Origin of the sequence: Microbacterium sp. B19(2022) (assembly GCF_012030385.1) — a bacterium.
GTDB lineage: Bacteria > Actinomycetota > Actinomycetes > Actinomycetales > Microbacteriaceae > Microbacterium > Microbacterium oxydans_B.
Genome location: NZ_JAAUVO010000031.1, coordinates 1 through 26,998, shown reverse-complemented (window position 1 = coordinate 26,998; position 26,998 = coordinate 1). Strand labels below are relative to the sequence as shown.

Genomic DNA, 26,998 nt, shown 5'->3' with positions numbered 1-26,998 from the left:
GGGCAGGCGGACGTCGAGCTGGCACCGTTCGAAGCCGGTGGCATCGAACTGGTGCCGGTCGCGCTGAGCGCGGAGGAGATCGCGGAGTACTACGAGGGCTTCGCCAACGACACGATCTGGCCGCTGTACCACGACGTGATCGCGCCGCCGCAATACCACCGCGAATGGTGGGACGCGTACGTCAGGGTCAACCGTCGGTTCGCCGAAGCCGCCGCCGCTGCCGTGGCGGAGGAGGGCACTGTCTGGGTGCACGACTACCAGCTGCAGCTCGTCCCGCAGATGGTGCGCGAACTGCGTCCGGACGTGACGATCGGCTATTTCCACCACATCCCGTTCCCGGCTCACGGCCTCTACGCCCAGCTGCCGTGGCGCGATCAGGTGCTGCGCGGGCTGCTCGGTGCCGACGTCATCGGCTTCCAGCGTGCTCAGGACGCCACGTACTTCCTCACGGCGGTGCGCCGCCGGCTCCGCTACGACGTCAAGGGACCGAACGTCTCGGTCCCCGACGGGGAGGGGACCCGCACGGCACTGGCCCGGGCGTTCCCGATCTCCATCGACACGACGCCCTACCTCGAGCTCGCGGCCCGCGAAGACATTCGCGCGCGTGCCGCCGAGATCCGGGCGAGCCTCGGCAACCCGAAGCGCATCCTGCTCGGCGTCGATCGACTCGACTACACCAAGGGCATTCGCCACCGCATCAAGGCCTACGGGGAGCTGCTCGCGGAAGGGCGACTCAACGTCGAAGACGTCACGCTCGTGCAGGTCGCGAGTCCGAGCCGGGAGCGCGTCGACGCGTACGTCCATCTGCGTGACGAGATCGAGCTCGCCGTCAGCCGAATCAACGGCGACACGGACACGATGGGCCACTCCGCCATCCGGTATCTGCACCAGGGCTATCCACGCGAGGAGATGGTCGCGCTCTACCTGGCTGCCGACGTGATGCTGGTGACCGCACTTCGCGACGGCATGAACCTCGTCGCCAAGGAATACGTCGCCAGTCGAGTGGACGATCGCGGAGTCCTCGTGCTCAGTGAGTTCACCGGTGCGGCGGACGAGCTGCGGCAGGCGGTGCGGGTCAACCCGCACGACATCGAAGGGCTCAAGGACGCGATCATGACCGCGGTGGAGATGCCCCCGGCCGAGCAGGGGCGGCGCATGAGATCACTGCGCCGCCGTGTGCTGGACAACGATGTGAACGCCTGGTCCTCCTCGTTCCTCGCCGCGCTGTCCGAGGTGCGCGGACGCTGAGCGCCCGCGGGGCCGCGATACTGGGAAAGAACCCCCTGCGATTGGAGAACCTGTGACGCGCCCCTGGATCCCCGGAACCGATGACGACGACCTGAGCGCCCTGGCGGCTACTCCGCGCCTGGTCGTGGCCCTCGACTTCGACGGCACCGCCTCCCCGCTCGTGCCCGACCCGATGGCCGCGCGCGCACTGCCGGAGGTCGCCGTGCAGGTGGAGCGACTCGCATCGCTTCCCGACACCGTCGTGGCCTACGTCTCCGGGCGCAGCATGCACGACCTGCGCGTCATCACCGAACACACCGACGATTCCGCGATCGCCCTGGCGGGCTCGCACGGCGCGCAGTACTGGTTCCCCGGTGAGGGAGACGCCGAGATCGCGGGCGACATCACCGAAGACGGTTCGCGTGAAGAGCTGTGGGCAGCCGCGAAGCCGATCATCGAGCGCTACGAAGGCGCGGAGTTCGAGCCCAAGACCTTCGGCATGGGCGTGCACACCCGCCGCGCGGACCGCGAGACCGAAGCGCGCGTCTTCGCCGAGATCGACGCCCTCGTCGCCGAGCGCTTCCCGCACTGGCGCCGCCGAGCCGGACACCGCGTACTGGAGTTCTCTTCGCGCGCAGAGGGCAAGGACGCGGCGATGAGGGCGCTCCGCGAGCGCTTCGATGCCACCGGAATCCTGTTCGCCGGCGACGATGTGACGGACGAGGATGCGATGCGCGTGCTGGAACCCGGCGACCTCGGAGTGCGTGTGGGCCCGGGGGAGAGCGCCGCGGTGCTTCGTGTGGACACTCCACAACAGATCGCCGCGCTTCTGGAGGCGCTCGCGGACGCCCGCACCTCTGCGCAGCAATAGACTTCCGTCATGTCCTCGCATGATCCCTCCAATAGCGCGCCCATCGACATCAAGCCCCGCAGCCGCGTCGTCACCGACGGCATCGAGGCCACGACCTCCCGAGGCATGCTCCGTGCCGTCGGGATGGGAGACGCCGACTGGGACAAACCGCAGATCGGCATCGCGTCCAGCTGGAACGAGATCACGCCCTGCAACCTGAGCCTCGACCGGCTCGCTCAGGGCGCCAAGGAAGGCGTGCACTCCGGCGGCGGCTACCCGCTGCAGTTCGGCACGATCTCCGTCTCGGACGGCATCTCGATGGGCCACGAGGGGATGCACTTCTCGCTGGTGTCCCGTGAGGTCATCGCCGACTCCGTCGAGACCGTGATGATGGCCGAGCGCCTCGACGGCTCCGTCCTGCTCGCCGGGTGCGACAAGTCGATCCCCGGCATGCTCATGGCGAGCGCCCGCCTCGACCTGTCGAGCGTGTTCCTCTACGCCGGCTCTATCGCGCCGGGGTGGGTCAAGCTCTCCGACGGCACCGAGAAGGACGTCACGATCATCGACTCGTTCGAGGCGGTCGGCGCGTGCCGTGCCGGTCTCATGAGCGAAGAGGACCTCAAGCGCATCGAGTGCGCGATCGCCCCGGGTGAGGGGGCCTGTGGTGGTATGTACACCGCCAACACGATGGCGTCCGTCGCCGAGGCACTCGGTCTCAGCCTCCCCGGTTCGGCCGCACCGCCCGCCGCGGACCGTCGCCGCGACTACTTCGCCCACCGCTCGGGCGAGGCCGTCGTGAACCTGCTTCGCCAGGGCATCACGACGCGCGACATCCTCACCAAGGAGGCGTTCGAGAACGCGATCGCCCTGGCGATGGCGCTCGGCGGCTCCACGAACGTCGTGCTCCACCTGCTGGCGATCGCCCGCGAAGCCGACGTCGAGCTGAGCCTGCACGACTTCAACCGCATCGGCGACAAGGTTCCCCACGTGGCCGACATGAAGCCGTTCGGCAAGTACGTCATGAACGACGTCGACCGTCACGGCGGCATCCCCGTGATCATGAAGGCGATGCTCGACGAGGGTCTCCTGCACGGTGACGCACTCACCGTCACGGGCAAGACGCTCGCCGAGAATCTTGCCGACCTCGACCCGCAGCCGATCGACGGCGAGGTCATCCACACGTTCGACAACCCGATCCACGCGACGGGCGGGCTCACGATCCTGCACGGTTCGCTGGCTCCCGAGGGTGCCGTCGTGAAGACGGCCGGCTTCGACGCCGCCGTGTTCGAAGGCCCTGCCCGCGTGTTCGAGCGTGAGCGCGCTGCCATGGACGCCGTCGCCGAGGGCGAGATCGAGCCCGGCACCGTCATCGTCATCCGCTACGAAGGCCCCAAGGGCGGACCGGGTATGCGCGAGATGCTCGCCATCACCGCGGCCATCAAGGGCGCGGGACTCGGAAAAGATGTACTACTCTTGACGGACGGACGATTCTCAGGCGGCACAACCGGCCTGTGCATCGGCCACATAGCACCCGAAGCGGTGGACGCAGGTCCCATCGCCTTCGTGCGCGATGGTGATCTGATACGGGTCGATATCGCAGCTCGCTCTCTCGATCTACTCGTCGACGACGCAGAGCTCGCCTCCCGCCGTTCTGGCTGGGAGCCGCTTCCCCCGCGCTACACCCGAGGCGTTCTTGCCAAGTACTCGCGCCTCGTGCGGTCCGCCGCCGAGGGAGCGACCACCGGCTGACCCGGACGCTCCGGCATCCGGTGTCCTCCACAGATCATCAGAAGGAAAGTCATGACTGCTGACTCCGCCCCGGCTGTGCCGAGGCCGCCCGCCCGTCAATCCTCTGCCCCGGAGATCACCGGCGCCGAGGCCGTCGTCCGCTCGCTCGAGCTGCTCGGTGTCACCGATGTCTTCGGCCTTCCCGGCGGAGCGATCCTTCCCGTGTACGACCCGCTGATGGATGCCAAGGATCTGCGCCACATCCTGGTGCGGCACGAGCAGGGAGCCGGTCACGCGGCCGAGGGGTACGCCTCCGCGTCCGGCAAGGTGGGCGTGTGCATCGCGACCTCCGGCCCGGGTGCGACGAACCTCGTCACCGCGATCGCCGACGCCTACATGGACTCGGTGCCGATGCTGGCCATCACCGGTCAGGTGTTCTCGACGCTGATGGGGACCGACGCCTTCCAGGAGGCCGACATCGTGGGCATCACGATGCCGATCACGAAGCACTCGTTCCTGGTGAAGGACGCGGCCGACATCCCGGGCGCGATCGCGGCGGCGTATGAGATCGCCGGCACAGGTCGCCCCGGTCCCGTGCTGGTCGACATCACCAAGGATGCGCAGCAGGCGACGGCGCCGTTCGTGTGGCCGCCCAAGATCGATCTCCCCGGCTACCGTCCGGTGACCAAGGCGCACGGCAAGCAGATCCAGGCCGCAGCCACCCTGCTCGCCGAGGCCAAGAAGCCGGTGCTGTACGTCGGCGGCGGAGTGATCCGTGGCAAGGCGTCGGCCGAGCTCCTCGAGCTCGCGGAGTCCACGGGGGCGCCGGTCGTCACCACGCTGATGGCCCGCGGCGCCTTCCCCGACTCGCACTCGCAGCACCTCGGCATGCCGGGGATGCACGGCACGGTCCCGGCCGTGCTGGCGCTGCAGGAGGCCGACCTGCTGGTGTCGCTCGGCGCACGGTTCGACGACCGCGTGACGGGCAAGGCGGCGCTCTTCGCCCCGAACGCCAAGGTCGTGCACGTCGACATCGATCCCGCGGAGATCTCGAAGATCCGCACCGCGGATGTGCCGATCGTGGGAGATGTCCGCGACGTGCTGACCGACCTGGATGCCGCGTTCCGCGGTGCGACGGCCAGCGCGAAGCCGGACATCGAGGAGTGGTGGTCGTACCTCGATGGCCTCCGCACCGAGTTCCCGCTCGGCTACGCGCCGACGACCGACGGGCTCCTCGCTCCGCAGTACGTGATCCAGCGCATCGGCGAGCTCACCGGTCCCGAGGGCATCTTCGCCTCGGGTGTCGGCCAGCACCAGATGTGGGCGGCGCAGTTCATCAAGTACGAGCGCCCCAACGCCTGGTTGAACTCCGGCGGCGCCGGCACCATGGGCTACTCGGTGCCCGCGGCGATGGGCGCGAAGGTCGCAGAGCCGGAGCGTCATGTCTGGGCGATCGATGGCGACGGTTGCTTCCAGATGACCAATCAGGAGCTCGCGACCTGCACGATCAACAACATCCCGATCAAGGTCGCGATCATCAACAACTCCTCGCTGGGCATGGTGCGCCAGTGGCAGACCCTGTTCTACGACGGCCGCCACTCCAACACGGACCTCAACACCGGGCACGGCACTGTCCGCATCCCCGACTTCGTGAAGCTCGCCGAGGCCTACGGCTGCCTCGCGATCCGCGTGGAGAAGGAGGAAGAGGTGGACGCCGCCATCAAGCTCGCGCTCGAGACGAACGACCGCCCCGTGGTGATCGACTTCGTCGTCAGCGCCGACTCCATGGTGTGGCCGATGGTCCCGCAGGGAGTCAGCAACAGCTACGTCCAGTACGCCCGCGAACACGCGCCCGAATTCGATGAGGAGGTCTGAGCCATGTCGACCCACGTGCTGAGCCTGCTGGTGGAGAACACCCCCGGCCTTCTCACCCGCGTCGCGGGCCTCTTCGCCCGCCGCGGCTTCAACATCGATTCGCTCGCCGTCGGCGTGACGGAGGTGCCCGGGATCTCCCGGATCACGGTCGTCGTCGACGTCGACGAGCTGCCGCTCGAGCAGGTCACGAAGCAGCTCAACAAGCTGATCAACGTGATCAAGATCGTCGAGCTCGATTTCTCGACGTCGGTGCAGCGCGAGCACATGCTCGTGAAGGTGCGCACCGACAACGCCACGCGCTCGAACGTGATCGAGGTGGTGAACCTCTTCCGCGCATCGGTGGTGGACTACGCCTCGGATGCGCTCGTGATCGAGGTGACCGGCGACAAGGGCAAGGTCGACGCCATGCTCCGCGCGCTGGAGCCCTTCGGCATCAAGGAGATCGCGCAGTCGGGTCTTCTCGCCATCGGGCGCGGCGGCAAGAGCATCACCGAGCGCGTCCTGCGCGGCTGACCACACCGATCAACACAGTCTTCGCCGCTCCCGGAGTGGGCGAATCCCGACGAAACGCAAAGAACAAGGAGAAACACACAGTGAGCACCGAGATCTTCTACGACGCCGACGCAGACCTGTCCCTGATCCAGGGCAAGAAGGTCGCGATCGTCGGCTACGGCTCGCAGGGCCACGCCCACGCGCAGAACCTGCGCGACTCGGGCGTCGAGGTCGCCATCGCGCTGAAGGAGGGCTCCAAGTCCGCCGCGAAGGCCGAAGAGGCCGGCTTCCCCGTGAAGACCGTCGCCGAGGCCACCGAGTGGGCCGACGTCATCATGATCCTCGCGCCGGACCAGCACCAGCGCATCATCTACAGCGAGTCCATCGCGCCGAACCTCACGGCCGGCAAGACGCTCGCCTTCGCACACGGCTTCAACATCCGCTTCGGCTACATCGACGCGCCTGAGGGTGTCGACGTGATCCTCGTCGCCCCGAAGGCGCCGGGCCACACGGTTCGTCGCGAGTTCGTCGCCGGCCGCGGCATCCCGGACATCATCGCCGTCGAGCAGGATGCTTCGGGCCACGCCTGGGACCTCGCCCTCTCGTACGCGAAGGCCATCGGCGGCACCCGCGCCGGCGTCATCAAGACGACCTTCACCGAAGAGACCGAGACCGACCTGTTCGGCGAGCAGGCCGTGCTCTGCGGTGGCGTGAGCCACCTCGTGCAGGCGGGCTTCGAGACGCTGACCGAGGCCGGCTACCAGCCGCAGATCGCGTACTTCGAGGTGCTGCACGAGCTCAAGCTCATCGTCGACCTGATGTGGGAGGGTGGCATCGCCAAGCAGCGCTGGTCGATCTCCGACACCGCCGAGTTCGGCGACTACGTCTCGGGCCCGCGCGTCATCGACGAGCGCGTCAAGGAGAGCATGCAGGGCGTGCTGGCCGACATCCAGTCGGGCGCCTTCGCGAAGCGCTTCATCGACGACCAGGACAACGGGGCCGAGGAGTTCCTGGCGCTGCGCGCCAAGGAGGAGCAGCACCCGATCGAGGTCACCGGCAAGGAGCTGCGTTCGCTCTTCGCGTGGAAGCAGCAGGACGAGGACTACGTCGACGGCAGCGCTGCGCGCTGATCGGAGTCAAGCCTGTCCTGAGTCAGCAAAGAACGGGCGTCCCCTCGGGGGCGCCCGTTCTTTCGTTCCTCTCCCGGCGGGTCAGGGCCGGGTGAGCTCCTCGAGGATCTCGATCACGTGCCGGTAGGGGCGGCCGGTGGCCCTGGTCATCCCGATCTCGCACGTGCGGTTCGCCGAGACGAACGCATCGAAGCTGCCGCGCTCATCCTCCGCGGCAGCGATCTCGGCGGACTCCTGCGCGGTCGCACTGGCGGTGAGTTCCGGATGCAGCATCCCGCGGTCACCGGCGAACGCGCAGCAGCCCCAGCCCTCCGGGATGAACACGTCGTCGGCGACGGCGGCTGCGATCTCGGTGAGAGCGCCCGTCGCCCCGAGGGCGGTCGTCGAGCACGTCGGGTGCACAGCCACCGTCGGGAGCTTCGCCGGCACGGTCAGCCGCGGCAACACCTCACGGGCGACGTAGGTGGTCGCATCCTCGATCCGGAGCCCGGCGTACTTCGGATTCTTCGCCACGGACTGCGCGAGCATCACATCGAGGCCCTCGGTGCAGGATGCGGCGTCGCACACCACGGGGAGCTCTCCCTGGCGGCTCGCCTCCCAGAGGGAATCCAGTACCCGGTCGGACATGAGCCGGTAACCGTCGAGGTGGCCCTTGGATTTCCAGGGCGTGCCGCAGCAGAGGCCGCCGTTCTCCTCCGGGATCACCAGGGGGATCCCGGCGCGGTCCAACAGCTCACGCAGCGCGTCCCTCGATCCCTGGCCCTCGCCCTCCGCGCCGAACATCGTGCCGATGCACGCGCCGAAGAACACGACCTGCGCATCGCTCGGGGCCGCGGGGCGCGGAGGCTTCGACCCGCCGCGGGGGAGTCCCGTGTCGTAGAGCGGGAGCGTGTCGGCACCCAGAACGGCGCGTCCCACCTGGGTCACGCCGCGGACCAGCGGAGCCGGGAGCGCGTCGGCGACTGTGAGGGCGATGCCGCCGGCCCGGGTGACCGTGCTCCAGTGCTTCGCCGCCGTGCCCCAGAGGGCACCCTCGACCGCGTTCGACTGCTCGGCCCGCAGCCGACGAACCAGGTCGCCGGTGTTGATGTCGACCGGGCACGCCACGCCGCACATGCCGTCGACGGCGCAGGTCTGCACGCCGTCGTAGTCGTAGTCCTTCTGCAGGTCCCGCAGCAGCTCGGTGTCGCCCTGCTCTTCGGCCCAGGCCATGTCACGACGGATCACGATGCGCTGGCGCGGGGTGAGCGTGATGCTCTTGCTCGGACACGTCGGCTCGCAGTACCCGCACTCAACGCAGCGATCGACCTCGTTCTCGACTGTGGGAACGCGTTTGAGGTCGTGCAGGTACGAATCGGGGTCGTCGGAGAGGACGACGCCGGGGTTGAGGATGCCGTCGGGATCGAGCAGGCGCTTGATCTCCCACATCATCTCGGTCAACTCGTCGCCGTACTGGCGGCGCACGAACGGCGCCATGATGCGACCGGTTCCGTGCTCGGCCTTCAGCGAACCCTGCTGGGACAGCACGAGGTTGACTAGGTCGTCGGTGAACCGGCGGTAGCGGGCGACGCTGTCGGCGTCGTCGAAGCGCTCGTTGAGCAGGAAGTGGACGTTGCCGTCCTTCGCATGCCCGAAGATGACGGAACCCTCATACCCGTGCTCGGCGAACAGCTCGATCAGACGCTCACAGGTCGCGAGCAGGCGGGGGACGGGCACGACGATGTCTTCGAGCAGAGCGGTCGTGCCGGAGGGACGGGCACCGGCCACTGCCGTGTAGAGCCCCTTGCGCACATGCCACAGCGCGGCCCGCTCGGCAGCGTCCGTCGTGAGTCGGGGCGCCACGGCCAAGGGCAGCGCCTCGAAGTGCGCCTGGGCGGCGGAACTCGCCGCGGTGAGGGACGCGGTATCGGAGGCGTGGACTTCGACGAGGAGCGCCGCATGCCCCTGGACGTCGATCTCCGCGATCGCTGCCGGGACATCGCTCAGCCCCTGTGCGACGCGCAGCGATGCGGCATCCATCAGCTCGATCGTCGCGAGGCCGAGACGCGTCAGGTCGGGGAGCGCGGTCATGGCGGCCGACAGCGTCTCGAACACCAGCAGACCGGTCGCGATCGCCGGACGCACCTCGATCGTGCGGAACCGTGCCTCGGCGACGAACGCGAGGGTGCCTTCGGACCCGATGATGAGGTGCTCGAGGATGCGCACCGGATCATCGAAGTCGAGCAGGGCGTTGAGACCATAGCCCATGGTGTTCTTCATCGAGAACTGCTGCCGGAGGAAGGCGACGCGCTCTGGCGCAGCGAGCAACCGGGCGCGCAGCGCGAGGAGCCCGTCGGCGATCGCCGGTTCGGCGGCGCGCAGCAGCTCGTTCGCGTCCGGGCGTCCGGTGTCGAGGATCGTCCCGCTCGGGAGCACGATCGTCATCGATTCGATGGTCTGGTAGGAGTTCTCGGTGATGCCGCAGGCCATGCCGCTGGAGTTGTTCGCCACGACCCCGCCGATCGTGCACGCGATCTCACTCGCCGGGTCGGGGCCGAGCTTGCGGCGGTGGCGTGTCAGACGCGTGTTGACCTGCCGAACCGTGGCTCCGGGGCCGACGCGGACGAAGGCGCCGTCGTCTTCCACGCGGATGTCGCGGAAGTGACTGCGCGTGTCGACGAGGATGTCGCCGCTGACGCTCTGCCCCGAGAGGCTCGTCCCGCCGGAGCGGAAGGTCATCGTGCGTCCCGCCGCGCGCACAGCGCCGAACGCACGGGCGACGCCCTCGGCATCCGCGGGGGAGAGCACCGCATCCGGGATGAGCAGATAGTGCGAGGCGTCGTGAGCGCGGGCGAACCGGTCGATGGAACGGGAGTGGACCTCGGTCGTGGGGCCGAGAAGTTCGGGGTCCAGCGGTTCGGCGAGTGTGGTCGGCACGGTGCTCCTCTGCTCCGTCGAAAGATTGTCAGACAAGTGTACCGACGGTGGCGCGTTTCGTTAGACTATCCGCATGACCACGACCTCGGACGCGCCGCTGGGTGTCGTCGGCGTGGTCGACGCCGTCACCGCTCAGCTGCGCGGACGCATCCTCCGTGGCGAGATCGGCTCCGGTGCGCCGCTCACGGAGGCGGCGGTGTCGCAGACGTTCGGCGTGGCCCGGCCGAGTGCGAAGGCGGCCATCGAACAGCTCGTCGCCACCGGACTCCTGGTGCGCACCGCTCACCGAAGCGCACGAGTGGTCGGGATCGACTCCGACACCGTGCGCGACGTGTACCGCACACGCGTGCGGCTGGAGAGCGCGGCGCTGCGCGAACTCGCCGTGACCAGGAGTGTTCCTGACGCCGCCCGCGACGCCAACGCCGAGATCCTCGCGATGCCCGCCGGCCCCGACCCGGCCACCGTCGACCCCGATCTGCGCTTCCATACCGCGCTCATCGACGCGCTCCGGAGTGAGCGGACCGGTCGGATGTACCGCAGCGTCCTCGACGAGGTGCGGCTGTGCATGGCGCAGGTGCAGGGTCGCCGGCTGCTCGATGCCGCGGTGATCGCGGCCGAGCACGCCGACATCCTCGACGCGGTCGAGTCAGGGGAGGGCGAGCGTGCTGCTGCCCTTCTCGATGCGCATCTCTCGTCGGCCGAGGAGAGGCTCGTCGAAGCGCTCGACGCCGACTAGCGACCGGAGATCGTCACTCGGCCGGTACCTCGTCGACGACGATGGGTGCTTCCGTGGAATCGGCCCATTCGGGTGCGGGCAGGACGGTGTCCACCTGCCCGGCCTGGATCGCCCGCAGCGCCTCGGTGATCTCCTCGTCGTTCTCGGGAACGGGAAGGTCGCACGCACGTAGCTCGGAGGCGAACTGCAGCGTCAGCCGATTCTTGCCCGCTTCCACGGCCTGGGCCGTCGTGCCGGTGATGATCTCGCTTCCGGTCTGGATCGCCGAGACCTCATCGCAGACGTGGTACACCTTGCCACCCTCGACCCATACGACCTCGTCCTTGCCGAGCAGTTGGATCACGGCGGACTGATCGGCCGTGTACTGCTCGACCGACGGCGGAGCGAAGTCGACGCCGAGGACGACGGCGAGAGCCGCGAGGGCGACACCGACGATGCCGGCCGTCGTCTTCTGGCCCTTGTCCATGTCCTTGTTGAGGAAGATCAGGATGACGAGCGGGAGGAAGGCGACGATCGCGATGATCGCGCCGAGCTGGTTCTGCACGAAGAACCGCACCTTGTCGGACTTGCGCGCGGGGTCGAGGCGGTTCGCCTTCTTCCAGAGCACGGATCCGGTGATCGAGAGTGCAGCGATCACGACGAGCAGCACGAGGAGGGCGATGAAAGCCCACTGCGGGAACGTCGCCGTCACGCCGTGCTCCTCGAGGAGTCCGGTGTCGGGGTTGCGGAGGAGCTGTCCGTCCTCGCCGACGTAGACGCGCTGGCGCAACAGCCAGAAGATGCCGACGGCTTCGCCGATGATCGCGACGGCCCAGAGCACGGCGGCGATCCAGCGGAAACGTGTGGCCTTCGCCTTCGCCTCGGGAGTGGGGACCCATCCGGCGGGCGGCTCGGTGTTCGTGCTGCTCGCCGCAGGCGGCTCGACGTCGGCGTTCTTGTTGTCGCTGTCGGCCACGGTGCTCCCCTTTTCCCTCCGATGCCCGCCGTACCGGCTGAAGGCAACCCCGAGCATAGTGGACGGGGTGTCCTACTCTTGGGAGATGACTTCCGATTCCGACGACGCCCTCAACTGGGAGGGCGACGATGCCGCGGCGCCGCAGGATCGCGCCCTTCCGCACGGCTGGAACGCCGTGGGCAGAGGAAGCGAAGAGGTGGGGACGGTCGAGGACGACGGCACCGTCACCCCTGCGGTTCTCGACGAGCCGGCGGGGCTGAGCACTCCGATGCTGCTGATCCTCGGAATCGTGGGCGGCGTGTATCTGCTTTACACGATCGGCTGGGTCGTCGGCGGACTGCGTCTCAAGCCGCTGGCATCGTTCCTCGTCGACGACGCGATGTTCCTGCCGTGGTTCGTGCTGGCGATCGCGGCGCCGGCGCTGTGGTTCCTCGCGACCTGGGTCCTGACGCGCGGCAAGGCGGCATGGATCCGCGTCGCCGTGCTGCTGGCGGGCGTGGTCCTCCTCGTTCCCTGGCCTTTCGTCACCGTGGGGGTGATCGGATCGTGAGCGCCTCTTCCGCTCCCCAGCAGGTCTCCGCGGGTTCGCCTCGTTGGGTCGTCGGACTCGTCATCGGGCTGGCAGGGCTGTTCTACGCCTACGCGGTGTGGAACGCCGTCGCACACCTGATCACGATGGCGCAGACCGGATTGACCGGCGGTGGATGGGCGACGCTCGCGTTCGGCGTCGCCTTTCCCGCCATCGTCTTCGCCTTCGCCTTCGTGATCGGCCGACGACGCAATGTCGGAGAGCTCGCGCTGGTTTTCCTCGCGGGGCTCGGCATCGTCGCGGTCTTCTGGATGAGCCTCATCGCGCTCAGCCTCACGATGCCGAGCGCCTGAGCCGCACACGGTCACACGGCACGGAGGGCCTCGAGCGCTCGGGTAGAGTTGACGCGATCGCGCCCCCATGGTGTGCGGCGCATCGGCCACTCCCGCCTGCCGCGCTGCCCCGAAGGATCCACTGTGCCGAAGCCCGTCGTGCTCATCGCCGAAGTACTCTCTCCCGCCACCATCGAGGCCCTGGGCCCCGACTTCGACGTCCGCAACGTCGACGGTACCGACCGCGAAGCGCTGTTCGCGGCGCTGGCGGATGCCGATGCCGTGCTGGTCCGCTCGGCGACCCGCATCGATGAGGAAGCGCTCACGCACGCGCCGAAGCTCAAGGTCGTCGCCCGTGCCGGAGTCGGCCTCGACAACGTCGACATCAAGGCGGCCACGGCTGCCGGCGTCATGGTCGTCAACGCGCCGACCTCCAACATCGTGTCGGCCGCCGAGCTCACGGTCGGTCACATCCTGAGCCTCGCCCGCCGCATCCCCGCCGCGCACGCCTCGCTCTCCGCTGGCGCGTGGAAGCGCAGCTCCTTCACGGGAGCCGAACTCTTCGAGAAGACGGTCGGCATCGTCGGCCTCGGTCGCATCGGTGCGCTCGTCGCCGCGCGCCTCGCGGCTTTCGACATGCGTGTCGTCGCCTACGACCCCTACGTCACCTCGGCGCGCGCCCAGCAGCTCGGCGTGCAGCTCCTCTCGCTCGATGAGCTCGTCGCCGAGTCGGACTTCCTGACGATCCACATGCCGAAGACGCCGGAGACCACCGGCATGATCGGCGCCGAGCAGTTCAAGGCCATGAAGCCGACCGCTTTCGTCGTGAACGTGGCCCGCGGCGGACTGATCGACGAGGAGGCGCTGCACACCGCGCTCGTTGCCGGTGAGATCGCTGGCGCAGGTCTCGACGTCTTCACGACGGAGCCCCCCGCAGAGGGTGGAACCGCTCGTCCGCTGCTCGAGCTTCCCAACGTGGTCGTCACCCCGCACCTCGGTGCGAGCACCGAAGAGGCGCAGGAGAAGGCCGGCGTCTCGGTCGCCCGCTCCGTGCGTCTCGCGCTTGGCGGCGACCTGGTGCCCGACGCGGTCAACGTCGCCGGCGGCGTCATCGACCCGTACGTGCGCCCCGGCATCTCGCTGGTCGAGAAGCTCGGTCAGATCTTCGCGTCATTGGCGACCTCGCCGCTCACGAGCCTCGACGTCGAGGTGCACGGTGAGCTCAACGACTACGACGTGAGCGTGCTCAAGCTCGCCGCTCTCAAGGGCGTCTTCACGAACATCGTCAGCGAGACCGTCTCCTACGTCAACGCGCCGCTCCTCGCCGACCAGCGCGGCATCGCCGTGCGCCTGCTCAAGGATGATGTGAGCGACGAGTACCGCAACGTGATCACGCTCGCCGGAGCGCTGTCGGACGGGTCCCAGCTGTCGGTCTCCGGCACTCTCACGGGCCCGAAGCAGGCCGAGAAGCTGATCGGCATCAACGACCACGCGCTCGAGCTGCCGATCGAGAAGCACCACGTCGTCATGCTGTACACCGACCGTCCCGGCATCGTCGCGGTCTACGGTCAGAAGTTCGGCGAGGCGGGTATCAACATCGCCGGCATGCAGATCGCCCGCAAAGCGGCCGGCGCGCAGGCGCTCAGCGTGTTGACGCTGGACTCCCCGGTGTCCGACGACCTGCTCGACGACGTACGCGACGCGATCGACGCCGACCTGTTCCGTCAGATCGAGATCACCGAGATCTGACCGGCGGCTGCAGACAAGAGGGCGGGAGCGTGATGCTCCCGCCCTCTTGCGTCGCTCGGTGCGGTCAGGCCGTCGCCTTCAGGACCAGCGCGATCAGTTCGGCGAGCTCGTCACTGCGGGGGACCAGCCGCTCGGGTCCGTGCGCGTCGAGCGAGTTGTTGAAGTAGAGCCCGTCGCTGACCAGCATCACGAGGTCGAGGCTCGCCGTGTCCCGCACGTGCGGGCGGATCGTCTCGGCCCACCGCCGTCGCGTCTCGCGGAGCATGTCGGCCGCCGGGGCCGATCCGCCCTGCGTGAGTCGGGTCGCGGCGATGAGCGCTCGATCCAGCGCGTCGTCCTCCATCACGGATGTGCGCACGTAGTAGGCGACGGGGCCTTCTTCGGCGGTGGTCATCCGTTCCAGATCCAGTGTCGTGAGTCGGTCGAGGCGCTCCATCAGCCCGGCTTCGAGGTCATCCTTCGAGCCGAAGTGGTAGAGGAGTCCGCCTTTGGACACCCCCGCGGCCTTGGCCGTCGCGTCGAGCGTCGCCGCTCGTTCGCCGTCTTCGATGAGGATCGCTTCGAAGGCGTCGAGCACCTTCTCGCGGGCGAGGGGAGGTCGGGGCATCGTGGATCCTCTGCACAGGGGAGCGGCGGGAATTCTGTTACTATACCATCCGGACGGTTCACTAACGATGCCGCCAAGATTGTGAGAGGTGTTCCATGACCCGTACTGCGTCGATCCCGACGACAGAGACGGATGCTCCCCGCGTCGGAGCCCGCGGCTGGGCGGCGCTCGTCGTCCTCATGCTGCCGGTGCTGCTGGTGTCGGTGGACAACACGGTGCTGAGCTTCGCGCTCCCTGAGATCTCCATCGCGCTCGCTCCCACGGGGGCCGAGCAGCTGTGGATCATCGACGTGTACCCCCTGGTGCTGGCGGGCTTGCTGGTGACGATGGGCACGCTCGGCGACCGCTTCGGCCGCCGGAAGATGCTGCTGATCGGTGCGACCGGCTTCGCCGCCGTGTCGGCTCTCGCCGCCTTCGCGCCGACGGCCGGGCTGCTCATCGCCGCCCGTGCGCTCCTCGGTTTCTTCGGCGCCATGCTGATGCCGTCGACCCTCTCGCTGCTGCGCTCGATCTTCCAGAACCGCGACCAGCGCCGCATGGCGATCGCGGTGTGGGCGTCGGCGTTCTCCGCCGGGTCCGCTCTCGGCCCGATCGTGGGCGGGTTCCTCCTCGAGCACTTCGCCTGGGGGTCGGTGTTCCTCATCGCCGTCCCCGTGCTCATCCCGCTCCTGGTCGCGGCACCCCTGCTCGTCCCCGAGAGCCGCGACCCGAACCCGGGGCGCATCGACCTGATCAGCATCGCGCTCTCGATGGCGACCATGATCCCCGTGGTCTACGCGATCAAGTCGCTGGCTGTCGACGGACCGAGCCTCACCGCCGGCGCGTGGGCTCTGCTCGGCTTCGGTATGGGCTACCTGTTCGTCCGGCGTCAACTGCGCTCCCGGTCGCCGATGCTCGACATGGCGCTGTTCCGCCGTGGCTCGTTCTCCGGGGCGATCCTGGTGAACCTGCTCAGCGTCGTCGCGCTCGTCGGCTTCCTCTACTTCGTGTCGCAGCACCTGCAACTGGTGCTTGGACTGTCGCCGATGATGGCGGGCCTGGCGCTCGTGCCCGGCATGCTCGCGATGATCGTCGCCGGCCTCTCGGTCGTGCCCGTTTCGCGCCGCGTGCCGCCGCACATCGTCATTCCGGTCGGGCTCGCGTTCTCGGTCGCCGGCTATCTGATCGTGGCCTTCACGACGCACGAGCACGGGGTACTCCCGCTCGTGATCGCGTTCGTCGTGCTCGGCATCGGCATCGGTGCGGCCGAGACGATCTCGAACGAGCTGATCCTCTCCAGCGCCCCCGCGGCGAAGGCGGGTGCGGCGAGTGCGGTCTCCGAGACGGCGTACGAACTCGGCGCCGTGCTCGGCACCGCGGTGCTGGGCGGCATCATCACCGCGTTCTACCGCGGCGCGCTCGTGCTTCCGGAAGGCCTGCCGGCCGATGTGGCGCACGCGGCGGGGGAGACCCTCGCCGGCGCGTACACCGCGGCGCAGGAACTCCCGGCTGCGCTCGGCACGGCACTGTGGGACGCCGCGGCCGCCGCGTTCGGCTCCGGCGTGATGGTGACGTCGCTGATCGGCGCGGGCCTCGTGGTCCTCGCCGGTGTCATCGCGGCCGTCACACTGCGCAAAGCCCCCTCGCACTGACCAGTACGCTGGGAGGACCGGCCCGCTCGACCCCGTCGGGCCCGGCCGGTCCATCCCCGTGCAGTGCGCAAGGAGTGTCATGTCGCGTGTCGTGAAGCTGGCCGTCATCCCCGGTGACGGCATCGGTCCCGAGGTCATCGCCGAGGCGGAGAAGGTGCTCGACGCCGTCACCGCGTCCAGCGGTGTGGTCTTCGACAAGACCCGTTTCTCGCTGGGTGCCGGGCGCTTCCTCGAGACCGGCGACACCCTCACCGACGACGACCTCGCATCGATCGCCGCGAACGATGCGATCCTGCTCGGTGCGGTCGGAGGCACGCCGGGCGACCCGCGTCTGAAGGATGCGAACATCGAGCGGGGACTGCTGCTGAAGCTGCGCTTCACGCTCGACCACTACGTGAACCTGCGTCCGTCGAAGCTCTTCGCGGGCGCGCCCGGCCCCCTGGCGGATCCGGGCGAGATCGACTTCGTCGTGGTCCGCGAGGGCACGGAAGGCCCGTACGTCGGCAACGGCGGTGCCATCCGCAAGGGCACGCCGCAGGAGGTCGCGAACGAGACCTCGGTGAACACGGCCTTCGGCGTGGAGCGCGTCGTGCGCTACGCCTTCGAGCTCGCCGAGCGCCGTCGGAAGAAGCTGACGCTCGTACACAAGACCAACGTTCTCGTGCACGCGGGCGGCATCTGGCAGCGCATCGTCAATGAGGTCGCCGCCGAGCACCCCGACGTGGCCGTCGACTACCTGCACGTGGACGCGGCCACGATCTTCCTGGTCACCGACCCCTCGCGCTTCGACGTGATCGTCACCGACAACCTGTTCGGCGACATCCTCACCGACCTCGCCGGAGCCGTGACCGGCGGTATCGGACTCGCCGCCTCCGGGAACATCAACCCCGACGGCGCGTTCCCGTCGATGTTCGAGCCCGTGCACGGTTCGGCGCCCGACATCGCGGGCCAGCAGAAGGCCGACCCGACTGCCGCGATCCTCTCGATCGCGCTGCTGCTCGACCACCTCGGTCTCACCGAGGAATCCGCACGCGTGAGCGCGGCGGTCGAGGCCGACATCGCCGCCCGCACCGGCGTGCGCACCACCGCGGAGATCGGCTCCGCGATCACTGCACGCCTCTGATCGCAGGCGTAGGCTGAATGGGCGCGAGGATGCGCCCACCCACGAGGAATGGATGATGAGATGACGACCATCGATGCAGAGGCGACCGTGGCTCCCCTGGAGTTCCTCGTCATGAAGAACCTGAACGCGGCTTCGCCCGCGCGACTGGCCGAAGTGCTCGAGAATCCGGGCTTCGGCGTGGTCTTCACCGATCACATGGTCGACATCTGCTGGTCGACCAAGGGCGGGTGGCACCGTCCGCGCGTGCAGCCGTACGGTCCGATCCCGCTCGACCCCGCGGCATCCGTCCTGCACTACGCGCAGGAGATCTTCGAGGGCATCAAGGCCTACCGTCACGCCGACGGTTCTATCCACACGTTCCGCCCCGACCGCAACGCCGCGCGCCTGCAGGCCAGCGCCCGCCGTCTCGCGCTGCCGGAACTGCCGACCGAGTACTTCATCCAGTCGCTGCGCGAACTCATCGCCGTCGACGGCCGCTGGGTGCCGACCGGTGCGGACCAGAGCCTGTACCTGCGGCCGTTCATGTTCGCCAAGGAGGCCTTCCTCGGAGTCCGTGCCGCGCAGAAAGTCGCTTACTACGTCATCGCCAGCCCGGCCGGCGCCTATTTCACCGGCGGCGTCAAGCCGGTGCGCATCTGGCTCTCCGAGGAATACGCCCGCGCGGGCAAGGGCGGCACCGGCAAGGCCAAGACCGGCGGCAACTACGCATCGAGCCTCCTCGCACAGAGCGAGGCCAGCGCGAAGGGCTGCGACCAGGTCGTCTTCCTCAACGAGAAGCGCGACGTCGAAGAGCTCGGCGGGATGAATGTCGTCTTCGTCTTCAAGGACGGCCGCGTGGTGACACCGGAGTCGGACAGCATCCTCGAGGGCATCACGCGCGACTCGCTGCTGCAGCTCGCGGAGGACCGCGGCTACACGGTCGAGAAGCGTCCGATCTCGATCGACGAGTGGCGTGAAGGCGTGGCATCCGGCGACATCGTCGAGGTGTTCGCGTGCGGCACGGCGGCGGTCGTGACCCCGATCGGCGCGCTCGTCGGCGACGGGTTCGACGAGCCGCAGCCGCTGGGCGAGCTCGCTCTCTCGCTGCGTGAGGAGCTCACCGACATCCAGTACGGCCGCCGCGAGGACAAGCACGGCTGGCTGCTGCGTCTCGACGCCTGAGCCGCGGGAGCGCTCGGTAGGCTGGATCCCATGAAGATCGCTCGGTTCAGCCACGACGAAGCCATCATGTACGGGATCATCGACGAGCGCGAGCTCGTGGTGCTCGCCGGAGACCCGATGTTCACCGGGTACGAGACCACCGGCGCGCGTGTGCCGCTGGCGGATGCTGCTCTGCTCGCCCCCGTGATCCCGCGGTCGAAGGTCGTCTGCGTCGGCAAGAACTACCACGACCACGCCGCCGAGATGGGGGGAGTGGCCCCCGAGGAGCCGCTGCTCTTCCTGAAGCCCAACACATCGGTGATCGGCCCCGGCGACGCGATCGTGCGCCCGACTCTCTCCGAGCGCACCGAGTACGAGGGCGAGCTCGTCGTGGTGATCGGCAAGATCGCGAAGAACGTGAAGGCCGAGAACGCGCTCGATTACGTCCTCGGCTACACGATCGGGAACGACGTGACGGCGCGCGACCTGCAGCGCAAGGACGGCCAGTGGTCGCGCGCGAAGGGCTTCGACACGTTCTGCCCGCTCGGACCGGTGATCGAGACCGACTTCGACCCGGCGAACGCCACGATCGAGACGCGGGTGAACGGCGAGGTACGGCAGCACGCGCCCCTCACCGACATGATCCACTCCGTACCGGCGATCATCGAGTACGCCTCCGCCGTGTTCACCCTGCTGCCCGGTGATGTGATCATGACGGGGACGCCGGCCGGTGTCGGCACGTTCGGGACGGGCGACGTGGTCGAGGTCGAGATCTCGGGATTGGGCATCCTGCGCAACAGCGTGCGCGACGCCGTACCCGCACCATGAGCGACGTCGCCCTGACGGCGGCGCAGCAGGCGGCTGTCCAGCGGCGCACCGTGCTGGTGCTGTCGTTCGGGCAGGTGCTCGGCGGCATCGCCTTCGGCGCCACGGTGTCACTCGGCGCCCTTCTTGCGGCGGACATCTCGGGGAACGATGCGCTCTCCGGACTGGCTACGGCGTCGGTCACGCTGGGAGCGGCCGCGTGCGCGATTCCGCTCGCGCGTCTCGCCGCGCGCGTCGGGCGTCGTCGGGCGCTCACCCTCGGCAACCTCTTCGCTCTGGTCGGCATCGCGGTCGTCATCCTTGCCGCCTCCCTGCGCGTGTTCCCCCTGCTACTCGCCGGCATCCTGATGATCGGCGCCGGCAACGCGGGAAACCTGCAGTCCCGGTTCGCGGCGACCGACTTGGCGGCACCTCAGCATCGTGGCCGTGATCTCTCGATCGTCGTCTGGTCGACGACCATCGGCGGCGTCGCGGGGCCTCTGCTCCTCGGTCCCGGAGAGATCGTGGGGCAGGCGGTCGGCATGCCGCCGCAGACCGGTTCCTATCTCTTCTCCTTCGTCGCGCAGTGTGCGGCGCTGGTGCTGTACATCGTCGCGCTCCGACCCGACCCGCTGCTCGCCGCGCAGCGTCTCGCGAAGGTGGCGGCGGCGACGACCGGGGCCGTGGTGCTCGACCGCCCTCGCGTGGCGCGCTACGCGATCTTCGCGGTCGCCGGATCCCACGTGGTGATGGCGTCCGTGATGGCGATGACCCCGGTGCACCTGTCGCACATGGCGCACGGTGCGCATGGCATGGCGCCCACTCCGGCCGATGTGTCCGCGCTCGTGGGTATCACGATCGCCCTCCACGTCGGCGGCATGTACGCCCTGTCGCCCGTGTTCGGCGTGCTTGCCGATCGCTGGGGGCGACTGCGCGTGGTGCTGCTCGGCCAGGTGCTGCTCGCCGGCGCGCTGGCGTTCGCCGTCTTCACGGGCACGGAGGCGTGGGGCGTGATGGTCGCGCTCATCCTGCTGGGGCTGGGCTGGAGTGCGGCGACCGTCGCCGGTGCCGCACTGCTCACGGAGGCATCCGCACCGGAGCTGCGCACCCGCAGGCAGGGCCGCAGCGACTCCCTGATGAGCCTTTCGGCGGCAGCCGGATCGGTGCTGGCCGGGATCGTCCTCGCGAACTTCCAGTACGCCGGGCTCGGTGTCGCCGCGTTCATCCTGGTGATCGCGATCGTGGCGCTGTCTCCGCTGGCTCGCTCCGGCACCCGATGAAGGACTGGGCCGGGGTCGGCGAGGCATACGCGGCCTCTTTTGCGGACCTCTGCGCCGGAACATTCCCCGTGATGCGTGATGCTCTGGGCACGCCTGGCGACCGCAGCCTGCTCGATGCCGGTGCCGGCGACGGCACACTCGCCGCGGCATGGTCGGCGGCGGGGTGGGGCGTCACCGCCTGCGAGCCGGAGGCATCGATGCGCGCAGTCTCGCGACGGTGGCATCCTGCGATCGAGCCGCTCGACGGCGCACTGCCTGATCTGCCGTTCGACGACGGCGCATTCGACGTCGTCGTCGCGAACTTCGTGCTGAATCACGTCGCATCGCCGCGCGCATCGGCCGCCGAGTTGCGTCGCGTGAGTCGCGGCACCGTCGTGGCGACCACCTGGACGATGTCGCCCTCCTGGCTCTGGGCCGAGATCACGGAGCGTGCCGGACTGGAGCCGTTCGTGGGCACGAAGCTCCCGGCGGCAGAGGACTTCGAGCGGACGCCGGACGGATTCGCAGGGATGCTGCGCGATGCGGGTCTGGAGCCTGTCACCGTCGCCGAGCATCTGTGGACCTGGAACGCGCGGCCGGAAGCGCTCTGGGCATCGGTCGAGGGTGGCGTCGCCGGCGCGGGCGCTCTGTATGCCGGACTGGGCGCGGACGATCGGCGACGTTTCCGCGCGGCGTTCGACCTCGTCGTCGAGGAGAGGCGCACGGGTGGCGTGCTGCCCCTCGAGCACCGGGCGGCGATAGCCGTGGGCGCAGCCGTCTGAGCGTCCATCGACCGCCGGCGGGGATGACCTCGTCCCCGTAGAATCGAAGGGCTATGGCTACCCCTCACCCCCTCACCACGACTGTCAGTGGTGCCGACGTCCGCGTCCGCTTCTGCCCATCACCGACCGGGCTGCCGCATGTCGGCATGGTCCGCACGGCGCTCTACAACTGGGCGTACGCACGCCACAACGGCGGGAAGATGGTGTTCCGGATCGAGGACACCGACGCGGCCCGCGACAGTGAGGAGAGCTTCCGTCAGCTCGTCGATGCGCTCACCTGGCTCAAGATCGACTGGGACGAGGGCGTCGAAGTCGGCGGGCCGCATGCTCCCTACCGGCAGTCCGAGCGTCACGACATCTACCGCGGCGTGATCGACAAGCTCATCGCCACCGGAGCGCTGTACGAGAGCTACTCCACGGCAGAGGAGATCGACGCGCGCAACGAGGCCGCCGGCCGCGCCAAGCAGCTCGGCTACGACAACTTCGACCGCGACCTCACCGATGAACAGAAGGCGGCGTTCCGCGCCGAGGGGCGCCAGCCCGCCCTGCGCCTGCGTGTGCCCGACGAGGACGTCACCTACGTCGACCTCATCCGCGGCGAGGTCACGTTCCCCGCCGGCTCGTTCCCCGACTTCGTGGTCGTGCGACCGAACGGCGTGCCGCTGTACACCTTCGTGAATCCCGTCGACGACGCGCTCATGGGCATCACCCACGTCCTCCGCGGCGAAGACCTCATGCCGTCGACCGCGCGCCAGCTCTCGCTGTACGCGGCGCTGATCGACGCCGGTGTCACGACGTTCGTGCCGCGCTTTGCGCACATGCCGCTCGTGCTGGGCGAGACCGGCAACAAGAAGCTCTCCAAGCGCGACCCGCAGGCCGACCTGTTCCTGCACCGCGACCGCGGCTTCATCCCCGAGGGTCTGCTGAACTACCTGGCGCTCCTCGGCTGGTCGATCGGCCCCGACCGCGACGTGTTCTCTCTGGACGAGTTCACCGCGGCGTTCGACATCGAGAACGTCAATCCGAACCCGGCACGCTTCGACCAGAAGAAGGCGGAGTCGATCAACGGCGACCACATCCGGATGCTGGGGGAGAAGGACTTCGCCGAGCGGACGATCCCGTACCTCGCGGCCGCCGGCCTCTTCGACGAGCCCACGCATGAGCAGCTCGTGATGGCCTTCCGGGTCGCACCGCTCGTGCAGGAGAGGGTGCAGCTGCTGGGAGAGGTCCCCGGTATGGTCGGCTTCCTGTTCGAGGACGAGGTCTCCTACGCCGAAGACGCCCTCAAGGGTCTGCCGGCGAATGCTGCAGAGGTCCTCGATGCGTGCGTCAGCGCTCTCGAGCCCGTAGAGGATTTCGTGCCCGAGAAGATCCAGGAGGCGCTGGCCACGGCGCTCGTCGAGAAGCTGGAGCTCAAGCCGCGGATCGCTTACGGGCCGCCGCGGGTCGCCATCACCGGCCGTCGGATCTCGCCGCCGCTGTTCGAGTCGATGGAGCTGCTCGGCAAGGATGAGTCGCTGCGTCGCCTGCGGTCGCTCTCGGCATTCCTCGCGAACTGAGGCGCGACGCGCCCGAGCGGCGGCGCGCACCGGTGGTTTTGGTGTTCCGCCGTCGCTCGGGTAAGCTTGAATCTCGGTGCGAGGCTCTGGTTTCGCCCTTGGGGTATGGTGTAATTGGCAACACGGCGGTTTCTGGTTCCGTTGTTCTTGGTTCGAGTCCAGGTACCCCAGCAAGACGAAAACCCCCGCTCAGGCGGGGGTTTCGTCGTTTCCGGGTTCGATTCCGACGGTGCGGCGACGTGTCACATGAGTAGTCGCAGTGGTTCTTCGATCATGTGGGCGAGGGTCCTCAGGAACTGTGCACCGAGAGCACCATCGATGATGCGGTGGTCCGCGGTGAGGGTGAAGCTGGTCCGGTGACGCACGACCACACTTTCGTCGGCGAGTGCGAGCTCATCCCGGATCCCGCCCACGGCGAGGATGGCGCCCTGGGGAGGGTTGATGATCGCCGTGAAGTGCTCGACGCCGTACATCCCGAGGTTGCTGACCGTGAAGGTCCCACCCGTCATGTCCGCCGCCTCTAGGCGACGCTCGGCGGCACGGGCCGCGAAGTCACGCGTGCGCGCGGCGATGGTGGTGATGGTCGCTGCGTCCGGGGCGCGCAGCACCGGGACGACGAGCCCGGCGGGGGCGGCCATGGCGATGCCGATGTTCACATCACGGTGCAACAGGGTGGCGCCACCGCCTTCCGGTGAGTACGAGGCGTTGATCTCGGGGTGGGCACGGAGGGCCGACGCTGCGGCCTTGACGACGAGGTCGTTGATGCTCACGCGCTGCTCGGCCGCTGCGACGGTCTCGTTGAGGCGCGCGCGCAGCGCGAGGAGCTCTCCCACATCCGCCGAGGACGTGACGGTGAACGTCGGGATCGCGCCGGCCTCGGTCATCCTCGCGGCGATCGTCCGGCGGGTCGCGTCGAAGGCAACGAGATCTCCGGCAGCGGTGTCGTGTCGGGGTGTTGAATCGAGATCCGACACGGTTGCGGAGCCGCGCGGCGCCCCTTCGATCAGATCATCGAGGTCGGCGCGGACGATTCGTCCTCCGGGCCCGGTTCCCGGCACCGCGGAAAGATCGATCCCTCGCTCTCTGGCGATGCGGCGGACGAGAGGCGTCGCCGCGGTGCGGGAGCTCTCCACGGGCGCGGAATCCTGCGCGGTGATCGTCGGCGCGGGAACGGACGCCGCGGGTCGTTCCTGATCCGGCACCGCCGCGACGACCTGCGGAGGAGGGGTGCCGTTGCCGTCATCGAGACGGGCGATCGGCGTACCGATGGCGACGTTCTCGCCCTCGGGGACCAGGATCTCGGCGAGCACGCCCGCGTCGTACGCCTCCTGCTCCATGAGCGCTTTGTCGGTCTCGATCTCCAGGAGGAGATCTCCGGGGGCGACCGCGTCTCCTGGTTTCTTGTGCCAGGTGGCGATGGCGCCCTCCGTCATGGTGTCGGAGAGGCGGGGCATGAGGATGTCGATCATGTGTCCTTCTTCGGTCTCAGCGGCGCCGGGCAACGGCGTCGAGGGTTTCGCGGATGGCCGTGACGGCGTCTTCCACAGAGGGCATCGCGGCGTTCTCGAGTGTCTTCGCGTAGGGCATCGGCACTTCCGCCATGGCCACCCGACGGACGGGCGCATCCAACCAGTCGAACGCACCGTCGCTGATGGTCGCGGCGATCTCTGCGCCGATGCCGTACGTGAGCCAGTCATCCTCCAGGGTCACGGCGCAGTTGGTCTTGCGCACCGACTCGACGATGGTCTCCCGGTCGAGGGGGCGCAGACTGCGGAGGTCGACCACTTCGACGTCGATGCCCTCGGCGGCCAGGATCTCGGCGGCCTGCAGGGCGACGACCGCCATCCGCGAGTACGCGACGACCGTGATGTCGCTGCCTTCGCGGGTGACCGCGGCTCGCCCGATCTGTGCGGGAGCGAGATCGTCGGGGACCTCGCCGGTGGTGTTGTAGAGCGCGAGGTTCTCGAGCACGAGCACGGGATCGTCGTCCTGGATGGCGGCGAGCAGGAGTGCTTTCGCGTCAGCGGGAGTCGCCGGTGCGACGACCTTCATGCCCGGGACGAAGGCGTAGTACAGCTCCACGTTCTGCGAATGCGTGGCACCGAGCTGCTGTCCGCCACCGCCTGGCGTGCGGATCACGATGGGCACGCTGGCCTGGCCGCCGAACATGCCGTAGATCTTCGCGGCGTGATTGACGATCTGATCCAAGGCGAGCAGTGAGAAGTTGATGGTCATGATCTCGACGACGGGACGCAGGCCGACCATGGCCGCACCGATCGCGGCGCCGGTGAACCCCTCTTCGGCGATCGGCGTATCGCGCACCCGTTTCGGTCCGAACTCCTCCAGCAGCCCCGCCGTGATCTTGTACGACCCCTCGAAGTGCCCGATCTCCTCGCCGATGAGGAAGACGTCGTCGTCGCGCGACATCTCGCTGCGGAGAGCGTCTTGCAGTGCCTGGCGGTAGGTGATGATGCTCATCGGCGGGCCTCCGCCCCGGAGTGGGCCAACGGCCTCGGTGGTGCAGGGAAGAGAGCCTCGCCGGGAAGCCGTCGGGAGTCGTTCGCCACGGGCGTGGCGTACGTGTAGTCGAAGAGGGTCGAGACATCCGGGTGGGGGCTCGCGTCGGCGAACGCGGCGGCGGCGGCGACCTCCGCGGTGACGTCGGCATCGATCGCCGCGACCTCATCGGCGTCGAGGACGCCGCGTTCGCGCAAGGTGGCCGCGAAGGCGGCGACGGGATCCGCGGCCCGTGCGGCTGCGGACTCCTCGGGGGACCGATAGCGGGCGGGATCGACGACGGAGTGCCCCTTCATGCGGCCGGTCATCGCCTCCAGGAGGAAGGGGCGTCCCGCTCGGGCACTGGCGAGCGCATCCCGCGTTGCGTCGAGAACAGCCAGCGGATCGCTGCCGTCGACCCGGACGGAATCCATCCGATACGACCCGGCGCGCTTGTGCAGCTCGGGTTCCGCGGAGGACTGTTCGACCGTCGTCCCCATTCCCAGTCCGTTGTTGTTCACGACGTACACGATCGGCAGCCCCCACAGAGCGGCGATGTTGAGCGATTCGTGGAACGCGCCGATATTGGTCGTTCCGTCACCCATGAGGCACACGACGGCCTCGCTTCCGCCGCGGTAGTCGATCGCGAGCGCGGTACCGGTGGCGAGGGGAACCTGCCCGCCGACGATTCCGTAGCCGCCCATGAATCGGACACCCGGATCGAACATGTGCATCGATCCACCCCAACCGCGAGAGACGCCGTCGGTTCGTCCGTAGAGTTCCGCCATCGCGCGCTCGGGGGAGATGCCCCGGGCGAGCGCGTACCCGTGCTCGCGATAGTTGGCGTAGACGTAGTCGGTCGGCTCCAGCGCTGCCATCAAGCCGACGACCGTCGCCTCCTCGCCCAGGTTGAGGTGGCAGTACCCGCCGATCTTCGCTTCGGTGTAGGAGCGTGCGGCACGCTCTTCGAACCGGCGGATCGTCACCATCTGGCGATAGAGCGCCCGCAGATCGGTGTCGGACGGACCCGCGGGAACCGGAACGGGGCTCGCGGTCCTCGGCGGGCGGGCCTTGCGGG

General features: G+C 68.6%; 23 protein-coding genes and 1 tRNA gene. 18 read left to right on the top strand and 6 right to left on the bottom strand.

Going from position 1 to position 26,998, the window contains the following annotated elements; translation table 11 throughout:
• The 6 genes from HCX50_RS19030 to ilvC form a co-directional block, all read left to right on the top strand.
• Positions 1-1,248: alpha,alpha-trehalose-phosphate synthase (UDP-forming) (locus HCX50_RS19030; protein WP_167635388.1), on the top strand; the 1,248-nt coding region annotated here is incomplete at its 5' end.
• Between the two features lie 52 nt (positions 1,249-1,300).
• A complete protein-coding gene (gene otsB / locus HCX50_RS19025; protein ID WP_091027445.1) occupies positions 1,301-2,098 on the top strand; it encodes a trehalose-phosphatase in 798 nt (265 codons plus the stop codon).
• A 9-nt stretch (positions 2,099-2,107) separates the two neighbouring features.
• On the top strand, positions 2,108-3,826 hold the full coding sequence (gene ilvD / locus HCX50_RS19020; protein WP_091027444.1) for a dihydroxy-acid dehydratase: 1,719 nt from the start codon (positions 2,108-2,110) through the stop codon (positions 3,824-3,826).
• A 51-nt stretch (positions 3,827-3,877) separates the two neighbouring features.
• Complete coding sequence (locus tag HCX50_RS19015; RefSeq protein WP_167635387.1) at positions 3,878-5,680, top strand: acetolactate synthase large subunit; 1,803 nt, start codon at positions 3,878-3,880, stop codon at positions 5,678-5,680.
• A 3-nt stretch (positions 5,681-5,683) separates the two neighbouring features.
• The gene (gene ilvN, locus HCX50_RS19010; RefSeq protein ID WP_091027442.1) at positions 5,684-6,193 is read left to right on the top strand and encodes an acetolactate synthase small subunit; all 510 of its coding nucleotides are present in this window, start codon (positions 5,684-5,686) and stop codon (positions 6,191-6,193) included.
• 80 nt (positions 6,194-6,273) lie between these two features.
• On the top strand, positions 6,274-7,302 hold the full coding sequence (gene ilvC, locus HCX50_RS19005) for a ketol-acid reductoisomerase (RefSeq protein ID WP_091027441.1): 1,029 nt from the start codon (positions 6,274-6,276) through the stop codon (positions 7,300-7,302).
• An 81-nt stretch (positions 7,303-7,383) separates the two neighbouring features.
• On the opposite strand, the gene HCX50_RS19000 is transcribed toward ilvC, so the two are convergent.
• Positions 7,384-10,218: an FAD-linked oxidase C-terminal domain-containing protein gene (locus tag HCX50_RS19000; RefSeq protein WP_167635386.1), complete on the bottom strand. Its 2,835-nt coding sequence runs from the start codon at positions 10,216-10,218 to the stop codon at positions 7,384-7,386.
• A gap of 73 nt (positions 10,219-10,291) precedes the next feature.
• Here HCX50_RS19000 and HCX50_RS18995 point away from each other — a divergent pair, with 73 nt between their 5' ends.
• Positions 10,292-10,954: a GntR family transcriptional regulator gene (locus HCX50_RS18995; RefSeq protein ID WP_167635385.1), complete on the top strand. Its 663-nt coding sequence runs from the start codon at positions 10,292-10,294 to the stop codon at positions 10,952-10,954.
• A gap of 13 nt (positions 10,955-10,967) precedes the next feature.
• Here HCX50_RS18995 and HCX50_RS18990 read toward each other — a convergent pair whose 3' ends face one another.
• The gene (locus tag HCX50_RS18990; RefSeq protein ID WP_091027435.1) at positions 10,968-11,909 is read right to left on the bottom strand and encodes a hypothetical protein; all 942 of its coding nucleotides are present in this window, start codon (positions 11,907-11,909) and stop codon (positions 10,968-10,970) included.
• 85 nt (positions 11,910-11,994) lie between these two features.
• Here HCX50_RS18990 and HCX50_RS18985 point away from each other — a divergent pair, with 85 nt between their 5' ends.
• The 3 genes from HCX50_RS18985 (at position 11,995) to serA (ending at position 14,519) form a co-directional block, all read left to right on the top strand.
• Entirely contained in the window at positions 11,995-12,459 is a 465-nt protein-coding gene (locus HCX50_RS18985; protein ID WP_167635384.1) for a hypothetical protein, read from the top strand.
• Positions 12,456-12,791, top strand: coding sequence for a hypothetical protein (locus HCX50_RS18980; protein WP_091027432.1), 336 nt, complete (start codon positions 12,456-12,458; stop codon positions 12,789-12,791). Before HCX50_RS18985 ends, HCX50_RS18980 begins: the two co-directional genes overlap by 4 nt.
• A 123-nt stretch (positions 12,792-12,914) precedes the next feature.
• Entirely contained in the window at positions 12,915-14,519 is a 1,605-nt protein-coding gene (serA, locus tag HCX50_RS18975; RefSeq protein ID WP_167635383.1) for a phosphoglycerate dehydrogenase, read from the top strand.
• Between the two features lie 64 nt (positions 14,520-14,583).
• On the opposite strand, the gene HCX50_RS18970 is transcribed toward serA, so the two are convergent.
• A complete protein-coding gene (locus tag HCX50_RS18970) occupies positions 14,584-15,126 on the bottom strand; it encodes a TetR/AcrR family transcriptional regulator (protein ID WP_091027426.1) in 543 nt (180 codons plus the stop codon).
• Positions 15,127-15,221: 95 nt separating this feature from the next.
• On the opposite strand from HCX50_RS18970, the gene HCX50_RS18965 reads away from it, so the two are divergent.
• From HCX50_RS18965 to HCX50_RS18930, 8 genes are all read left to right on the top strand, one after another.
• A complete protein-coding gene (locus tag HCX50_RS18965) occupies positions 15,222-16,757 on the top strand; it encodes an MFS transporter (RefSeq protein ID WP_091027425.1) in 1,536 nt (511 codons plus the stop codon).
• A 79-nt stretch (positions 16,758-16,836) separates the two neighbouring features.
• On the top strand, positions 16,837-17,880 hold the full coding sequence (locus HCX50_RS18960; RefSeq protein ID WP_167635382.1) for a 3-isopropylmalate dehydrogenase: 1,044 nt from the start codon (positions 16,837-16,839) through the stop codon (positions 17,878-17,880).
• Positions 17,881-17,940: 60 nt separating this feature from the next.
• On the top strand, positions 17,941-19,041 hold the full coding sequence (locus HCX50_RS18955; RefSeq protein WP_091027448.1) for a branched-chain amino acid aminotransferase: 1,101 nt from the start codon (positions 17,941-17,943) through the stop codon (positions 19,039-19,041).
• A gap of 30 nt (positions 19,042-19,071) precedes the next feature.
• On the top strand, positions 19,072-19,848 hold the full coding sequence (locus tag HCX50_RS18950; RefSeq protein ID WP_167635381.1) for a fumarylacetoacetate hydrolase family protein: 777 nt from the start codon (positions 19,072-19,074) through the stop codon (positions 19,846-19,848).
• The gene (locus HCX50_RS18945) at positions 19,845-21,104 is read left to right on the top strand and encodes an MFS transporter (RefSeq protein WP_167635380.1); all 1,260 of its coding nucleotides are present in this window, start codon (positions 19,845-19,847) and stop codon (positions 21,102-21,104) included. The genes HCX50_RS18950 and HCX50_RS18945 overlap by 4 nt, the downstream gene beginning before the upstream one ends.
• Before the next feature lie 71 nt (positions 21,105-21,175).
• Positions 21,176-21,865 carry a class I SAM-dependent methyltransferase gene (locus tag HCX50_RS18940; protein ID WP_237682598.1) on the top strand — a complete coding sequence of 230 codons (690 nt, stop codon included), beginning with the start codon at positions 21,176-21,178 and terminating at the stop codon, positions 21,863-21,865.
• A gap of 53 nt (positions 21,866-21,918) precedes the next feature.
• Complete coding sequence (gene gltX, locus HCX50_RS18935; RefSeq protein WP_167635378.1) at positions 21,919-23,424, top strand: glutamate--tRNA ligase; 1,506 nt, start codon at positions 21,919-21,921, stop codon at positions 23,422-23,424.
• A gap of 99 nt (positions 23,425-23,523) precedes the next feature.
• Positions 23,524-23,595, top strand: a tRNA-Gln gene (locus tag HCX50_RS18930).
• A 71-nt stretch (positions 23,596-23,666) separates the two neighbouring features.
• Here HCX50_RS18930 and HCX50_RS18925 read toward each other — a convergent pair.
• From HCX50_RS18925 to pdhA, 3 genes are all read right to left on the bottom strand, one after another.
• Positions 23,667-24,893 (bottom strand): dihydrolipoamide acetyltransferase family protein, encoded by a 1,227-nt coding sequence (locus HCX50_RS18925; RefSeq protein ID WP_167635377.1) that lies wholly within the window; start codon positions 24,891-24,893, stop codon positions 23,667-23,669.
• A 16-nt stretch (positions 24,894-24,909) separates the two neighbouring features.
• Positions 24,910-25,902: an alpha-ketoacid dehydrogenase subunit beta gene (locus tag HCX50_RS18920; RefSeq protein ID WP_091027408.1), complete on the bottom strand. Its 993-nt coding sequence runs from the start codon at positions 25,900-25,902 to the stop codon at positions 24,910-24,912.
• On the bottom strand, positions 25,899-26,998 hold a 1,100-nt coding region (gene pdhA, locus HCX50_RS18915; protein ID WP_237682597.1), incomplete at its 5' end, for a pyruvate dehydrogenase (acetyl-transferring) E1 component subunit alpha. The genes HCX50_RS18920 and pdhA, both read right to left, overlap by 4 nt.

Bases quoted from the DNA above. Each gene is read 5' to 3' on its own strand.
- ilvD (WP_091027444.1), top strand. From the start codon at position 2,108: ATGTCCTCGCATGATCCCTCCAATAGCGCGCCCATCGACATCAAGCCC.
- HCX50_RS19015 (WP_167635387.1), top strand. From the start codon at position 3,878: ATGACTGCTGACTCCGCCCCGGCTGTGCCGAGGCCGCCCGCCCGTCAA.
- ilvN (WP_091027442.1), top strand. From the start codon at position 5,684: ATGTCGACCCACGTGCTGAGCCTGCTGGTGGAGAACACCCCCGGCCTT.
- HCX50_RS18995 (WP_167635385.1), top strand. From the start codon at position 10,292: ATGACCACGACCTCGGACGCGCCGCTGGGTGTCGTCGGCGTGGTCGAC.
- HCX50_RS18985 (WP_167635384.1), top strand. From the start codon at position 11,995: ATGACTTCCGATTCCGACGACGCCCTCAACTGGGAGGGCGACGATGCC.
- HCX50_RS18970 (WP_091027426.1), bottom strand. From the start codon at position 15,126: ATGCCCCGACCTCCCCTCGCCCGCGAGAAGGTGCTCGACGCCTTCGAA.
- HCX50_RS18965 (WP_091027425.1), top strand. From the start codon at position 15,222: ATGACCCGTACTGCGTCGATCCCGACGACAGAGACGGATGCTCCCCGC.
- HCX50_RS18960 (WP_167635382.1), top strand. From the start codon at position 16,837: ATGTCGCGTGTCGTGAAGCTGGCCGTCATCCCCGGTGACGGCATCGGT.
- HCX50_RS18955 (WP_091027448.1), top strand. From the start codon at position 17,941: ATGACGACCATCGATGCAGAGGCGACCGTGGCTCCCCTGGAGTTCCTC.
- HCX50_RS18950 (WP_167635381.1), top strand. From the start codon at position 19,072: ATGAAGATCGCTCGGTTCAGCCACGACGAAGCCATCATGTACGGGATC.
- HCX50_RS18945 (WP_167635380.1), top strand. From the start codon at position 19,845: ATGAGCGACGTCGCCCTGACGGCGGCGCAGCAGGCGGCTGTCCAGCGG.
- HCX50_RS18940 (WP_237682598.1), top strand. From the start codon at position 21,176: ATGCGTGATGCTCTGGGCACGCCTGGCGACCGCAGCCTGCTCGATGCC.
- gltX (WP_167635378.1), top strand. From the start codon at position 21,919: ATGGCTACCCCTCACCCCCTCACCACGACTGTCAGTGGTGCCGACGTC.
- HCX50_RS18925 (WP_167635377.1), bottom strand. From the start codon at position 24,893: ATGATCGACATCCTCATGCCCCGCCTCTCCGACACCATGACGGAGGGC.
- HCX50_RS18920 (WP_091027408.1), bottom strand. From the start codon at position 25,902: ATGAGCATCATCACCTACCGCCAGGCACTGCAAGACGCTCTCCGCAGC.